At 59.1% G+C, this 13,569-nt stretch carries 13 protein-coding genes, 1 tRNA gene, 1 pseudogene and 1 riboswitch; of the genes and pseudogenes, 2 read left to right on the top strand and 13 right to left on the bottom strand.

Annotated features, from left to right (window positions below; all coding sequences use genetic code 11):
* Nucleotides 1–16 precede the first annotated feature (16 nt).
* From LH464_RS11570 to LH464_RS11530, 9 genes and pseudogenes are all read right to left on the bottom strand, one after another.
* Nucleotides 17–976: an ABC transporter substrate-binding protein gene (locus LH464_RS11570; protein ID WP_226786539.1), complete on the bottom strand. Its 960-nt coding sequence runs from the start codon at nt 974–976 to the stop codon at nt 17–19.
* Nucleotides 973–1,755, bottom strand: coding sequence for an ABC transporter permease (locus LH464_RS11565; protein ID WP_226786538.1), 783 nt, complete (start codon nt 1,753–1,755; stop codon nt 973–975). The genes LH464_RS11570 and LH464_RS11565 overlap by 4 nt, the downstream gene beginning before the upstream one ends.
* 138 nt (nt 1,756–1,893) lie before the next feature.
* Nucleotides 1,894–1,997: riboswitch (TPP riboswitch) on the bottom strand.
* Between the two features lie 71 nt (nt 1,998–2,068).
* Complete coding sequence (locus LH464_RS11560; protein ID WP_226786537.1) at nt 2,069–2,677, bottom strand: TetR/AcrR family transcriptional regulator; 609 nt, start codon at nt 2,675–2,677, stop codon at nt 2,069–2,071.
* A 122-nt stretch (nt 2,678–2,799) separates the two neighbouring features.
* Nucleotides 2,800–3,438: pseudogene (locus tag LH464_RS11555) on the bottom strand (protein-L-isoaspartate(D-aspartate) O-methyltransferase); the annotation flags it as partial.
* Between the two features lie 126 nt (nt 3,439–3,564).
* Complete coding sequence (locus LH464_RS11550; protein ID WP_226786536.1) at nt 3,565–4,605, bottom strand: sulfate/molybdate ABC transporter ATP-binding protein; 1,041 nt, start codon at nt 4,603–4,605, stop codon at nt 3,565–3,567.
* A gap of 14 nt (nt 4,606–4,619) precedes the next feature.
* Nucleotides 4,620–5,489 (bottom strand): sulfate ABC transporter permease subunit CysW, encoded by an 870-nt coding sequence (gene cysW / locus LH464_RS11545; RefSeq protein ID WP_390624970.1) that lies wholly within the window; start codon nt 5,487–5,489, stop codon nt 4,620–4,622.
* 10 nt (nt 5,490–5,499) lie between these two features.
* The gene (cysT, locus tag LH464_RS11540; RefSeq protein ID WP_226786534.1) at nt 5,500–6,360 is read right to left on the bottom strand and encodes a sulfate ABC transporter permease subunit CysT; all 861 of its coding nucleotides are present in this window, start codon (nt 6,358–6,360) and stop codon (nt 5,500–5,502) included.
* Between the two features lie 18 nt (nt 6,361–6,378).
* Complete coding sequence (locus LH464_RS11535) at nt 6,379–7,404, bottom strand: sulfate ABC transporter substrate-binding protein (RefSeq protein ID WP_226786533.1); 1,026 nt, start codon at nt 7,402–7,404, stop codon at nt 6,379–6,381.
* Between the two features lie 199 nt (nt 7,405–7,603).
* Nucleotides 7,604–8,044 carry an RrF2 family transcriptional regulator gene (locus LH464_RS11530; RefSeq protein WP_226786532.1) on the bottom strand — a complete coding sequence of 147 codons (441 nt, stop codon included), beginning with the start codon at nt 8,042–8,044 and terminating at the stop codon, nt 7,604–7,606.
* Between the two features lie 125 nt (nt 8,045–8,169).
* Between LH464_RS11530 and LH464_RS11525 the strand changes: the two genes are divergently transcribed.
* Nucleotides 8,170–8,688 carry a hypothetical protein gene (locus tag LH464_RS11525; RefSeq protein ID WP_226786531.1) on the top strand — a complete coding sequence of 173 codons (519 nt, stop codon included), beginning with the start codon at nt 8,170–8,172 and terminating at the stop codon, nt 8,686–8,688.
* On the opposite strand, the gene LH464_RS11520 is transcribed toward LH464_RS11525, so the two are convergent.
* A complete protein-coding gene (locus tag LH464_RS11520) occupies nt 8,685–10,415 on the bottom strand; it encodes an SLC13 family permease (RefSeq protein WP_226786530.1) in 1,731 nt (576 codons plus the stop codon). The two genes, LH464_RS11525 and LH464_RS11520, sit on opposite strands and share 4 nt — an antisense overlap.
* Before the next feature lie 178 nt (nt 10,416–10,593).
* Here LH464_RS11520 and LH464_RS11515 point away from each other — a divergent pair, with 178 nt between their 5' ends.
* On the top strand, nt 10,594–11,322 hold the full coding sequence (locus LH464_RS11515; RefSeq protein ID WP_315859633.1) for a membrane-anchored protein: 729 nt from the start codon (nt 10,594–10,596) through the stop codon (nt 11,320–11,322).
* Nucleotides 11,323–11,365: 43 nt separating this feature from the next.
* Here LH464_RS11515 and LH464_RS11510 read toward each other — a convergent pair whose 3' ends face one another.
* The 3 genes from LH464_RS11510 to LH464_RS11500 form a co-directional block, all read right to left on the bottom strand.
* Nucleotides 11,366–12,211 (bottom strand): 3-deoxy-manno-octulosonate cytidylyltransferase, encoded by an 846-nt coding sequence (locus tag LH464_RS11510; protein ID WP_226786528.1) that lies wholly within the window; start codon nt 12,209–12,211, stop codon nt 11,366–11,368.
* 4 nt (nt 12,212–12,215) lie between these two features.
* Complete coding sequence (locus LH464_RS11505; protein ID WP_226786679.1) at nt 12,216–12,920, bottom strand: glycosyltransferase; 705 nt, start codon at nt 12,918–12,920, stop codon at nt 12,216–12,218.
* Nucleotides 12,921–13,283: 363 nt separating this feature from the next.
* Nucleotides 13,284–13,360: transfer RNA gene (locus LH464_RS11500), tRNA-Met, on the bottom strand.
* Nucleotides 13,361–13,569 lie beyond the last annotated feature (209 nt).

Here is a 13,569-nt window from a genome sequence, read left to right as displayed (position 1 = left end):
TGCGCGCTCTCTTCGTTCAGTTCCACTGGAGCTCAACCGCCAGATCTTCGACCTTCGGGGCGCTGTCCACGAGGCCGCTTTCTGCCATGAAGGCTCCGAACCGCTCGTACCGGCCGCGATCCAGTGCCGCGGGGCGCTTGGCAAAGCGCGGCAGCGTATCAATGAAGGCCTGGCGGTTCAATTCGTCATCCAGATCAGGATATGCCTTGATGAAGAGCTGCCAGGCGTCATCCGGATGGTTGGTGAGGAACACGGCAGCCTCTTCGACGGCCGTCAGGAAGCGGCGCAGACGGTCGTCGCCCGCAGTGTCTCGGGCGAGATCCTTGTGAGCCACGAAGATCAGCTCGTCATAGACCGGCACCCCATGCTCCTCCGGGAAAAAGGAAATGCCCTTGGCACCTTCGAGGCGAATCTGGGTCAGCTCGAAATTGCGGAAACCGCCGAGCGTTGCATCGACCTGGCCACCAATCAACGAGGCGGTAAGTGCGAAGTTGACGTTGACGAGTTCTATATCGTCCATGGTAAGGCCGTCGCCCGCCAGCATGCGTTTAAGCATCGCATCCTCGAAACCGGAGACGGAAAGACCGACCTTCTTGCCCTTGAGGTCTGCCAGCGCCTTGATCGGGCCGTCGGCGAGTACCGTCACCGTATTGAGCGGCGTCTCGACCAACGTGCCGAAGCGCACCAGCGGCAGACCGGCGGCATGGTCCAGATAGAGGTTCGGCTGGTAGTGAACACCGACATCGGCCTGCCTGGCCGAGACGAGCCGCGGTACGGCGGATGGATCGGCGGGCGGTAGAAGCTCGACTTCGAGGCCCGCTTCCTCGAACAGGCCTCTCTCCTTGGCTATCACCATGGGTGCGTGATCCGGATTGACGAACCATTCCAGCATCACTGTCAGCTTTTCAGCCGCCAGAGAAGGTGCCGGCAAGACGGTGAGCGCAAGAGCAATAAGAGCAAGCAAGCGGCGTATCATTTATTTATTCTCCGGCTAATGATTTCGGATGGTGTTCTGACATGCTCGGGCGCCCAAGGCGTGAGTCGCGCCGTCAGACGATCGACGATCCAGCGCAAGACGAGGGTCATGGCGGCAAGAATTGCCATCGCCGCGAAGACGGTGCCGGTCTGCATGCGGGCATTTGATTGCACCATGACGAAGCCGAGGCCCGCCGACGCGCCGACCCATTCACCCACAACTGCGCCGATCGGCGCCAGCGGTGCAGCCATCCGCAGGCCGGACACCAACCCCGGCAGCGCCAGCGGCACGCGGATATAGCGAAGCGTCTGCCAATGGCTGGCCCTGGTCAGCGCAACGGCATCGAGGATGGCAGGTTCGGTGCGACGCAAGCCGTCGGCGAAGGAAGAAGCCACAGGAAAGAATATGATGATCGTCGCCATGACGACCTTGGAGGCCATGCCGAAGCCGAACCACAGGACGAGGATGGGAGCGAGCACGAAGACTGGCAGCGCCTGGAGGATCAGCATCATCGGCCAGACGAGCCTGCCGAGCCGCGGCAGCGCCGCGATTCCGAAGGCGACTCCAAACCCGAGCACCGATCCACAGACCAGTCCCGCGAGAACTTCCGAAAGCGTGATCAGGCCGTGCCGGAACAGAAAATCCGACTGGCGAACGAGGGTTGCCCCCACTTCCAGCGGCGATGGCAGGATGTAACGTGGCGGTGCAATCAGCCAGACGATGGTCTGCCAGATCGCGACGAGGCTCAACAAGCCAGGTCCCATGTGGCGCAAAGACATCAGAGCCTGCGCTATCGCGACGAGGTGCCGCGAGGCTGACGGGACCCGTCAGTGGTTCTGGTCGTGAATGGCATCAATCGATCTCCCGACGGTCAAATCATGGAGATCCAGGTAAAGCGGAGAAGAGAATTGGCGCCGAAGACTGGCCGTTTCCGTTCCTACGCCGGTATGACCCGGATCAGGTTCAAGGGTCCGGCTCACCGCCATCTCAGCATCGTTAAGATGCCCCCCTCGGAATAGGGCCATGTTTCACATAACGGCGGGCGGTGTCAATTGGCACCGTCCACGCCGTTCGAGTTCTCGGAGGTCACATTTACAGGGCGGATTCTGCCGGCGTTTCGCGCAGAACGGACTGCAGGATGAAGGATACGACGCGGTCGGTGCGCGAAGACACCTCCGGGAGCGGAATCAATTGGACAACCCGTGGATCACCCACGACCGCCATCAGATCAAAAATGGTGCGTGCCCAAAGACGAGTATCGAACTGCCGGAACTCTCCCACTCGCTGCCCCTCCTCCAGGATGGTCTGCAGCTTTTCCTGGATGAACGCCCTGAAATTGGTAACGGCGCGCCTTTGCCTGCTGACAGCCGTCACCATGACCGACGCCATGCCGGGACGCGCCTCAATTATCTGAATCCAATGAAGTGCCGGCCCCGCTAGAAAGACCGCCAGCTTCTGCTCCGGGCGGCCGGTTGCGAGATTGCGCTCAAATTCAGCCATCAGGCAGGAGAGCTGGCGCGCGGCCAGGGCATCGGCAATCTCAAACTTGGTCCGGAACTGCTTGAAGATCGAGCGGGACGTGACCCCGAGTTCCTGGGCCACTTCGGACAGCGACACCTGTTCAAGAGTGGCGCTCTCGAGCTTTGCCTCAATCAAATCCAGAACCTGTTCCTTGCTGGGTTTTGCTAGCTGTTCCGCCATCAAGGTCTTTCGTCCTAAAGCTGTTCCAAGAGCCCTTCTAGAGGAATGCACCACGAGTTTCCAATGCCGATCCTCCGCATCAACTCGTCGCCCTACCGCTCGGAAGAGTTGGTCGATGTTCACCAACCTTCCTTCCCTATCAGTGGCACGAAACGTACGCCGCCGAGATCCACCTCATCGAACGTTGTTGCCCCGGTTCTGGTGATCCGTATCAGGCGTTGCTCGCTTTCGGAACCGACCGGCAGGATAAGTCGTCCGCCGATGGCGAGTTGCCCCTTCAAGGTCGGTGGAACCGAAGGACCACCTGCGGTAACAAGAATGACATCGAAGGGTGCCACCTCCGGCCATCCCCGCGTGCCGTCGCCTATCCTGACATGGATGTTGCCGAAGCCCAGGCGCTGCAACCGGTCTTCCGCCTCCTCGGCAAGTGCGGGAATGCGTTCGATCGTGTAGACATCCTGAGCGAGGCGGCTGGCGACCGCCGCCGCATAACCCGAACCGGTTCCAACCTCGAGGACCACATCGTCCGCGGCGATAGTCGCCCGCTCGATCATCAGCGCGACGATGAAGGGTTGCGAAATTGTCTGGCCCTGGCCGATGGAGAGCGGGGCGTCCGCGTAGGCGAACTCCTGGAGGCCTGCCCCGACAAAGGCTTCCCGCGGCACGCTTCGCATCGCCTCCACGAGCCTTGGCTCCGTCAGGCCACGCCGGATGATATGTGCTTCTATCATCCGATGGCGTGCGTAATCGAAATCGGACATCGCGGCCATTCCATCCCGAAGATGCTTTCCGGTCCAACCGGAATGGCCGCCAATAGTTTCAGTGAACGAGGCTTGGAGTACGCTTAAACCAAGAAAGGATCTGGCCTGCTATGGATCGGCGTGCCGTCAGCCTGGGAAGACCTTCCATCGCGTCGGGCGAAAACGGAGATCGCTGCCCAGCGCCACGGGCTCATAAAGCGGAACCTCGATCTCGACGTGATAGGGAGCATTGCCCTCATTGGCGATGTCGATCTCGGCGATGCGGGTGCCGGCCAGACGCCGACATGCCGTGACCTTTCCGTAGAGGGCGTCTGCGGCGTCCACCAACTGCACATCCTCAGGGCGGAAGAAAAGCTCGCCCGCACCCTCACCACTCTCGGACACGACGCCTATCGATTGCCCCTGGAACAGAATCTGGCCGCCCCTTAACGTGATTGGCAGATGCGAGGATTCCCCGATGAAGGAAAAGACGAAGGGCGAGCCGGGGCGGTCATAGACGTCGTCGGCGGACCCGACCTGTTCGATCTTGCCACCGCTCATCACCACCACCCGGTCGGCAAGCTCAAGCGCCTCTTCCTGGTCGTGCGTCACGAAGACCGTCGTGTGTCCTGTCCTGTCGTGAAATTCCCGCAGCCAGCGGCGCAGTTCCTTGCGCACCTTTGCATCGAGCGCCCCGAACGGCTCGTCGAGCAACAGGATGCGTGGTTCGATGGCCATGGCGCGGGCAAGAGCGACGCGCTGCCGCTGGCCGCCCGAGAGCTGGTTGGGATAGCGATCCTCAAGACCGGAAAGCTGGACCATTTCGAGCAATTCCGAGACCCGGCGACGGATCTCCGACTTCGGCGGGCGGCTTGCACCTGAACGGACCTTCAGGCCGAATCCGATGTTCTCGGCGACGGTCATGTGCCGGAAAAGAGCGTAGTGCTGAAACACGAAGCCGACATTGCGATCCTGTACGCTTCGGTGGGATGCATCCTCGTCCCCGAAGTAGATCTTGCCGGCCGTCGGAAAATCCAGCCCGGCGATAAGTCGTAGCAGAGTTGTCTTGCCAGAGCCCGAAGGCCCTAGCAATGCGATCAGTTCACCGGACGCGATGTTCAGCGAGACATCGTTGAGTGCGGCAAACCGGTCGAATTCCTTGCGTATGTTCTTGATGCTGACTTCCATAGACGCTGGGCCTTTCAATGCTTGCCGCCGGTATTACCGGCTCCGAACCGCAGTTCGAGAACCGTCTTGAGTGCGAGGGTTACCAGCGCCAGAAGCGCAAGCAGCGACGCCACCGCGAAGGCCGCGACGAAATTATACTCGTTATAGAGGATCTCGACATGAAGCGGCATGGTGTTGGTAAGTCCCCGGATGTGTCCCGACACGACCGAGACGGCACCGAATTCACCCATGGCACGCGCATTACAAAGCAGGACGCCGTAGAGCAGGCCCCACTTGATATTCGGCAGGGTGATGTACCAGAAGGTCTGCCAGCCCGAAGCGCCGAGCGACAGCGCCGCCTCCTCGTCGCCAGTCCCCTGATCTTCCATCAGCGGTATGAGCTCCCGCGCGACGAATGGGAACGTCACGAAGACCGTTGCCAGCACAATGCCCGGCACCGCAAACAGAATCTCGATGCCGTAGCTCTTCAGCCAGGGCCCGAGCAGGCTATGAGATCCAAACAGCAGGACGTAGACCAGGCCGGAGATAACCGGAGAAATCGAGAACGGAAGGTCGATCAGTGTGATCAGGAACGCCTTGCCCTTGAACTCGAATTTGGCAATCGCCCAGGCGGCGGCCAGTCCGAAGACAAGGTTGAGCGGCACCGATATGGCAGCCACCAGCAAGGTCAGTTTGATGGCGGAAACCGCGTCCGGCTCGGCAAGTGCTGCCAGATACTCCCCGGCGCCCTTGCGGAAGGCTTCCACAAAGACCGAGACCAGCGGCAGGAACAGAAAGAAAGTCAGGAAAACCAGCGCTGCAAGGATCAACGCAGCCTTCGCCGCCGGACTTTCGCTGGCCGGGTTGCGAAACTCCGGAGGCTCGCCGACGATGGCATTTGTCATGTGGATATCTTCAACCATGACCGTACCTCCGGCGGCTCCAGGCCTGAATGAGATTGATGACGAGTAGCATCGTGAAGGAAATCAGGAGCATGATGGTGGCGATTGCCGTTGCCCCGGCATAGTTGAATTCCTCCAGCCGGATAACGATCAGAAGCGGAGCAATCTCGGAGACATAGGGAATGTTGCCGGCGATGAATATAACCGAGCCATATTCGCCGACCCCACGCGCAAATGCGAGCGCGAACCCCGTCAGGATTGCCGGCATCAGGCCCGGCAGGAGCACGCGGGTGATGGTCTGGAAACGGTTGGCGCCGAGCGTGGCGGCAGCTTCCTCAACTTCGCGATCGATTTCCTCCATGACCGGCTGAACGGTCCGGACCACGAAGGGCAGCCCAATGAAGACAAGGGCGACGATGATGCCGAGCGGCGTAAACGCGATGCGCAGATCGAAGGGCATGAAAAGTGAGCCTATCCATCCCTTTGGCGCATAGAGCGTCGCAAGCGCTATGCCTGCGACCGCCGTTGGCAGAGCGAAGGGAAGATCGACCATCGCGTCTATCAGGCGACGCCCCGGGAACTCGTAGCGGACGAGAATCCAGGCAACGATCACGCCAAAGATTGCGTTGATCAAAGCCGCCACGAAGGCGGTTCCAAAGCTGATGAAGAGAGCGTCCTGGGTGCGCGTATCGGCAAGAACCGAAAAGAAGCCGGACCAGCCCAGCGATGCGCTGCGCCAGATCAGGCCAGCGATGGGAATGAGAATGATGAGGGACAGGTAAGCGAGGGAAAAGCCGAGCGTCATCCCGAAACCGGGGATGATGCTCGGCTGCTTCAGTCGCCACTGTCCTGAAACGGCAGTGGTATCGGCCATGCGTGATCCAGTTCGCCCTTAGTTGCCTGGCTTGTAGATCTGGTCGAAGATCCCGCCGTCGCCAAAATGCTCGGGCTGTGCCTTCTTCCAACCGCCGAAGAGCGGATCGTCGATAGTGACGAGCTTCACGTCCGGCAGCGCCTTCAGAAGTTCAGGATCCACGACATCCGGCTTGGACGGACGGTAGAAATGCTTGGCTGCGAGGTTCTGGCCTTCGTCCGAATAGAGGTACTGAAGATAGGCTTCAGCAACTTTGCGGGTGCCCTTAGCATCGACGTTGGCGTCAACGACAGCAACCGGCGGCTCAGCCAGGATGGAGATCGGCGGAACAACGATGTCGAATGCATCCTCACCGAATTCCTCGCCCGCCAGATAGGCTTCGTTTTCCCAGGCGAGCAGGACGTCGCCGATCTGACGTTGCGCGAAGGTCACCGTCGAACCGCGTGCGCCGGTGTCGAGAACGGGAGCGTGCTTATAGAGATCAGCGACGTAAGCCTTGATCTTCTCCTGATCGCCCTTGTACTCCTCGTTCGCCCAGGCCCAGGCGGCAAGATAGTTCCAGCGGGCGCCACCGGAGGTCTTCGGGTTCGGCGTCACGATCTGCACGTCGTCCTTGACCAGGTCGCCCCAGTTGAGGATGCCCTTCGGGTTGCCCTTGCGAACCAGGAAGACGATCGTCGAGGTATATGGCGAGGAGTTGTTCGGCAGACGACCCCGCCAGTCGGCAGCAATCTTGCCGCTGTTATCGACTATGGCATTGATATCGCTTTCGAGCGCCAGCGTCACGACGTCGGCCTCCAGTCCATCGATGACGGAACGGGCCTGCTTGCCGGAACCGCCATGCGACTGCTGAATCGTGACATCCTCGCCCGTCTCCGCCTTCCAGTGCTTGGCGAACGCCGCGTTGAAATCCTTATAGAGCTCGCGTGTAGGGTCATAGGACACGTTCAGGAGCTGCGTTTCCGCGTGCGCAGGAACGAAAACCCCGACTGTCAAAGACAGACTGAGTGCAAGCGCACCGAGTGCTTGAATATATTTAGACATCGTCTTCCCTCCGTGGATGGCAAAAGACTACCTACCTTATAGAGATGGTCAACTACCAATAGGAGCAGCGAAAAAGTGTTTCCCTTCGGCAATCCTGCGCGCAATTCACAAACCAACAGACAGAAACAAAATAGAAGAACGCGCCTATTTGACGAGGCATCAGGATAAACCAAATTCAGATGGATGGCACCATCCGTCGCTATACCTGCAGCAAATCCTCTGGTGTCGAACCGGCAATGGCGTCGGCGATCGTCGTCGAAAACAGGATCTCTCGAGTTGCATCCGCAACATTCTGAAAGACGTCGCGGACGTCGCACAGGCTCTCGCCGTCACAATCCGCGCAACGGCGATAGGCCGTCTGCGACAAGCAGGGCAGTGGCGCGATAGGCCCATCGATGATGCGCAGTATCTCTCCGAACGTGATCTTGTCCGCCGGCCTGAGCAGGAGATAGCCGCCCTGTTTGCCGCGCCGGCTGGCAACAAGCCCCTGGTGCTTGAGATCCAGCATGATCTGCTCGAGAAACTTTTTCGGGATCTTCTGTACGATCGCGATTTCGGAAATCGTCCTGGGGCAGTCTTCTTCCGAGCGCGCAAGAGCGATGAGTGCTCTCAACGCATATCTGGCCTTTTGCGAAATCATGCGCTTCTCATGTCTCGGGCCTCCTCCGTGGTGCTCCGGTGGATTCGCCATAACGCAAGGCATGGCTAGCAATTCCAACCGTTCACATTAGACTAGTATCACGATAGAGATAATATGGTAACGCCATGTCTCACCACAATGCGACACGAGCAGACCACGCAAGACAAAGCGTCGGGGCCAAGGATTGCAACGCCATAATCGTCGTGCCTTGGCATCTGCGCGTGCTTCTCTGCATGACGACGGCACCTGTCAGCGCCGCTCCCTGCCGGTCGACCACGGTGAACACATATGTAACCGAACTCATTACCGACGGCTTTGTTGTCCGCGCCGCAGACTGGCGCAACTTTTTGCTCTGGCGAAACGGCACGACGCTGCGAACGTCGAAAATCCCGGTGATCGTGCTCCCCTCTGCTACAATTTCTCTAGCGGAAGCCCATCGGACGATCCTCGTCATCGCCGAGTTGATGCAGGCCGTCGCGCGCGTCCGCCAAGGCAACGCCCGAGACAAGTGGCACCTGGCGGAGATATTCCGGTCTGAATTTTCGCTCTCCTTCGAAGACGGTGCCGCTCAGCTGGAGCGGCACCGCCCCACGGCGGAACGCCACCTTCTTATGGGAGGCTATGCCCGGAACCAGGCAAGCTAAAGGAACTGCAGGCAGGCCAGCGTTACACATACGCTCAGAAGGACGAGCGGCGCACCCCGACGCAGGAAGTCGAGAAAGCTGTAGCCGGCCACTCCCATAACCAAGGTGTTGTTGTGGTGCCCGAACGGGGTCATGAAATCCAGCGAAGCGCCAACCGTGATGGCGACGATGACCGGCTCGGTCGGCACCCCGTAGCGTTCCGCCACCGCAATTCCGATCGGCGCAAGGATCAGGACGGTCGAAGGGTTATTGACAAACGGGGTGAGCAAAACAGCCAGGAGCAGCATGACGGCCGTTAGCATCATACCGCTGCTTTCCGGAACAGCGACAAGGATCAGATCCGCCAACGCCGTCGCAGCGCCCGTGGTCGCGACCGCCGAGCCAAGCGGTATCATGGATGCCAGCATGATGATGCTCGGCCAATGCATGCTTTCCAGCCCACGCCGGATGGATAGCCGGCCCAATAGGGCAAGCACCAGGACCACCGCGCCGAAGGCGAGTGCTGGTTCCACACCGACGACCGCGGTTGCGACGATGCCCGCGACAAAAACGGCGACGGGAACGAGGTCCGACTTCTGCTCGGCCGGCTGGGGAACCGTCGCCACCTGCAGCAAGCCACTTTCCGTGCACTCCTCCTCAATCGCTGCAGGCGCGCCACGGATCGCAAGCACATCCCCAACCGCCAGCTGGACATCCGCCAGCCGCCCCTCGATTCGCCGTGACGTAATACCGACCGCCTGAACCACAATACCCGTTTGACCGGCGAACAGGTTCTCCACCGGCGATCCCACATAGATGCTGTCAGGAAGGACCACGGCATCGACGCGCACGGTATCGGGCGGGGCTCTCCGGTCTCCTGGAAGAGCCAGCATCCTGGAGGCAACCGCCTGGTCGGCTACCTGCCTGGGCGCAGTCATGACCAGCACGTCCCCGACCATGACAATGCGGCTGGCAGCGCCAAAGACAAAACGGTTGTCGCGCACAATGTTATGGACCGTGATCCGATGTTCGGCATGAAGAGCCTCAATGCTCTGGCCGATCATAACCGAGCCTGCAGGCAGCCGGGCTTCCATGACAACCAAGCGCGTGTCCTCGGCGTTCTGCCGCTCCGTCGCCATCGCATCAGCGCGGCCGCTCGCCGTGGTAAGGAAAATGTAGCCCAGACCGGCGAGGGTCAGGGGCACGCCGATCGCGCCGATTTCGAAAAAGCCGACAGGATAACCGCGCGTTACCGCGATCAACTCGCTTCCGATGAGATTGGCAGGCGTGCCGACCACTGTGCCCAGACCACCGAGAAGCGTGGCAAACGACAGCGGCATGAGTATTTCGCGAAGCGTGACCGAATACCGCTCTGTTGCCGACACCGCCAAAGGCATGACCAGCGCCAAGGCGCCGATATTGTTCATGAAGGCAGAGAGGAAGGCGCCAAGCCCGCAAAGCGAGAGCACTATGCGTCGGCGATCATTGCCAAGCCACTCAAGTGCCGTGGAGGCCCCGCCGATGACCTGCGAGTTTCCGAGCGCCTGAACGATCAGCAGGATCTCGATGACTGTGATGACCGTCGGGCTGGACCAGCCCGCGAAGACCGCGCCTGTCGGCACGAATCCGAAAAGCACACCTGCCGCCAGACCCAAGAGGGCGACCAGTTCATATCGGAACCTGCCCAGCGCGAAGCCGATCAGCATCACGCCCAGTAAAAGAAATATCCCGATCTGCGGTGCGGTCATCGTGTCCAGTCTGCCCTCACTGAAGAGAACCAACCCTATTCAGGCGGTCGATGCAAGCCGCAGCGGAGAACGGACGATGGCCGTGGCGAGCCCTCATCGGGTGCTTGACCCTCCTGCGGGGGTGACCGATGATGTGCGGAAGCGGCCCGCTGCAACTCGTCGTGCTCGAAGGTGACGAATGGCGTTCTTAAACGATGCAAGGATTCGTCTCTATCGCCACCTGAAGTACTCGCTCACGCGGCCTTCGCCCCCTTTAAGTTCCGTTTCTCTTGAAGGACCGGTCGTCGTGGTCGGGTCTGCGCCTGTATCGAACAAACCAGTCGGTTTCGATCGGAGCTACCGCGTGATTTCCGTCAATGGTTCGCAGATCGTAACCGAGAACTGGGGCGTGAATGCTCCCGATATCACCTTCATGATGTTCAACCAGATACGGGGAACGAACACCAACGCCGTCGAAGTGCGGCGCGTGCTCGACGGCCGGCGTACTGGCGAGCTTCACGTCCTTCTGTGGCGTAACGGTATGCCGGCGCTGCAGGAAGGGCTGCGAGACTTCAATTATCAGTACGAGCATCTCCATATCGTCAATCGCTATCAACGAATGGCACTGCTGGATCGCGTCTCGGGGTTCAGGACTGTCGAGCTGGAAACAGAAGCCAAGTGCTCGAACGGCATCAACGCCATCCTGTTCGCTCTCCACAACGGAGCGCCTGCGGTGATCGTGACAGGAATCAACCCCAAGGCGACCGGGCACGCTTACAATCAATCAAATCTGCCGCGGTTTCACAGTGATATGGATAGCGCGGTACTGCAAAGGCTGATGGCACGCCGGTATCCGGTATTCACTGCCGATGCCGAGGTCGCTTCGGCAACGGGAGTTCCCCTTTGGCGTGGTCAGGTCCCAAGCTAGCAGCTCCGCCAGCGTGCCATGCTTCCATAACTTGTTCCTAGGCCTACGAGCGCTTCTTGAACATGCGCGGCTTCAGGCGGCGCAGGAAATTATCGCCGGCCCTGATGATGTTGGTGAGCGAGATGAGCTTATCAACTTCAGCATTCGTATCTGCAAGCCTTTCGGACAGTACTTCAGCTGCGGATAGCGCAATGTCTTCTGCCGAAATTTCAGGAAAGCGTTTTGCGAGGTTCTTATAGGCATTCTGTTCGATGCCGCCGTGAAGATCTATCCTTCCTAGCCGCGCAAACGTCCGAAGGAAGGTCTGCTCCAGGTTCCAGTCATGAACTGAGACCAGCCGCCATTTCTCGCTGCGCCTGGCCGAAAAGCCTGCGAGAACGATCGACGCCGGGATCCCCAGATCGGCAAGCCACAATGCCATTGCGAAGCCGCTGGTGGGGAGCTTGCCTTCCGTATAGAAATCCTGGCAAAGCCCGACGAGGTCTAGATGGGCGGTCGGCTCCCCATTGAAGTCGGCTGCAGAATTCAGCTTCTCCTCCTGGCCCAGCCGGATGTTCATGATCCCCAGGAAGTTTGCCTTCTCGAAAAAGGACACGACCTCCCCAACCTCACCCCGGTAAACGATATTGGCGCCGTTGGGCTGTGCTCGTGAGACAAGAACGGCGTTGCCTTCAAAGGGCTCGTCCAGAATCTTGTAGACCTTGTTGAAAAACACGAAGAGCGCTGTGGGTGGATATTCCCGTACAATATCGGCAACATTCACGATTGTACTGTTAGCCACCAGGACGATGTGGGAATAAGGTGCCAGAACCCTGCGCCAATCGTCAGATAGAGTGAGCCCCGAGATGCTCTTCGCTTCGGGATTTCCTCCGGATTCGATGGTGCTCATGATCCTACTGCGCCGGCTGGCTCACTTTTTCCTGCACCGAAACAACGCGATCGCGCAGGGCGAACCACTCCCCCGCATAGTCGTCGTTTTTGTAGTCCTCGAAATACGGGCCGCCATCGGTGAAATGCACAAGGCGGGCATCCGTCCTGTGCTCATATTCGTTGACCAGATAGTTCCAGGTGACCGGGATCTCGCCGATCTGCTCTTCGCTACCGAGCCACTTAAACTGATGCAATTGCAGGCCTGTTGCTGTGTTCACGTAATCCTTCGACAGCGCCGTGCATTTGGCATTGTTGAACAGGATCATGCTCGACCAGTTTTTTTTCTCGTATTTCGTCTGCGTCTGCCCGAGAAACTTTGTCTCCACCTTCGGCACATAATCGTGCTTCACGCACATGGCCGAGTACATCTCATCCCTCAACGACCAGAGTTCTGCGATATCGGCTCGCGCCAGCATGTCGCAGTCCATGAAGATCGACCATCCTTCAAAGTTGCTGAGATAGGGGACAAGAAATCTGGAAAAGGAAAATTCGGTGGACTGAAGAGGGTTGCGTTCCCTGGTGAATATGCCCCGGAGGTTATCTAGCACAATCGGCGAAAATGCCACGGGGATGGATGAGTGTTCCAGGATGCTCTGGCATAGGACGTGGTAAGCTACGACTTCCTTTGAATCGAACCCGATAAAGATCCGCGCAACATCATCTCGCATATAGACACCCGATCTGACCGTGAGGAATTCTCCAAGTGAACAGTGGCCTCGGCAAGTGAGGCTGACGCTAATATAGCCATCGTGCACATGACAGGCGTCGGAAGTCAATTCCGGGCCGGAGTTGGTGTCGGCCGCCCCATGGGCTTCGGCTTTTGCGTGGGCAAATTTGCAGGCCGCCGGGATCACTTTTTTACCCAGCGTGACGATGGGGCTTCGAACCCGGTGGAATGGACTTTCCACGACACGTCAGAAGCGCGCTTCCCTGCACGACCTGTTTTCCGGGCTGGATGTGGAGATGTGAGCAACGCAAACGGCCCCATGCGGGGCTTTTTTGGGTTTGATTGTTTGATTGTTTGATTGTTTTGGTTGCGGGGGCAGGATTTGAACCTGCGGCCTTCAGGTTATGAGCCTGACGAGCTACCGGGCTGCTCCACCCCGCGTTAAGCGTAAATCCCTTTTGGATTTATCGCGATTGCGTAAACCGCGTTGCGGTTTATGCGTAGTGCCGAGCAAATTGCCGGAGGCGATTTGTCTCGAGTAAGGGACGCACGACAAGCATACCCTGAACTTTTCCCATTACACAGCAAAAGCGCCGCTTTTTGGGCGGCGCTTGAGATCGGCTCAAGGGCCGTTTGTTTTCGTGATGAGA

The organism is Pseudorhizobium xiangyangii, from assembly GCF_020531965.1.
Lineage (GTDB): Bacteria > Pseudomonadota > Alphaproteobacteria > Rhizobiales > Rhizobiaceae > Neorhizobium > Neorhizobium xiangyangii.
This window is presented reverse-complemented; position numbering and strand designations above follow the sequence as displayed.

What these genes read in the sequence shown, in the direction of transcription:
- LH464_RS11520 (WP_226786530.1), bottom strand. Translation starts at nt 10,415, where the DNA reads ATGACCGCACCGCAGATCGGGATATTTCTTTTACTGGGCGTGATGCTG.
- LH464_RS11550 (WP_226786536.1), bottom strand. Translation starts at nt 4,605, where the DNA reads ATGGAAGTCAGCATCAAGAACATACGCAAGGAATTCGACCGGTTTGCC.
- cysT (WP_226786534.1), bottom strand. Translation starts at nt 6,360, where the DNA reads ATGGCCGATACCACTGCCGTTTCAGGACAGTGGCGACTGAAGCAGCCG.
- LH464_RS11525 (WP_226786531.1), top strand. Translation starts at nt 8,170, where the DNA reads ATGTCTCACCACAATGCGACACGAGCAGACCACGCAAGACAAAGCGTC.
- LH464_RS11515 (WP_315859633.1), top strand. Translation starts at nt 10,594, where the DNA reads ATGGCGTTCTTAAACGATGCAAGGATTCGTCTCTATCGCCACCTGAAG.
- LH464_RS11510 (WP_226786528.1), bottom strand. Translation starts at nt 12,211, where the DNA reads ATGAGCACCATCGAATCCGGAGGAAATCCCGAAGCGAAGAGCATCTCG.
- LH464_RS11560 (WP_226786537.1), bottom strand. Translation starts at nt 2,677, where the DNA reads ATGGCGGAACAGCTAGCAAAACCCAGCAAGGAACAGGTTCTGGATTTG.
- LH464_RS11530 (WP_226786532.1), bottom strand. Translation starts at nt 8,044, where the DNA reads ATGATTTCGCAAAAGGCCAGATATGCGTTGAGAGCACTCATCGCTCTT.
- LH464_RS11505 (WP_226786679.1), bottom strand. Translation starts at nt 12,920, where the DNA reads ATGCGAGATGATGTTGCGCGGATCTTTATCGGGTTCGATTCAAAGGAA.
- cysW (WP_390624970.1), bottom strand. Translation starts at nt 5,489, where the DNA reads ATGACAAATGCCATCGTCGGCGAGCCTCCGGAGTTTCGCAACCCGGCC.
- LH464_RS11570 (WP_226786539.1), bottom strand. Translation starts at nt 976, where the DNA reads ATGATACGCCGCTTGCTTGCTCTTATTGCTCTTGCGCTCACCGTCTTG.
- LH464_RS11565 (WP_226786538.1), bottom strand. Translation starts at nt 1,755, where the DNA reads ATGTCTTTGCGCCACATGGGACCTGGCTTGTTGAGCCTCGTCGCGATC.
- LH464_RS11535 (WP_226786533.1), bottom strand. Translation starts at nt 7,404, where the DNA reads ATGTCTAAATATATTCAAGCACTCGGTGCGCTTGCACTCAGTCTGTCT.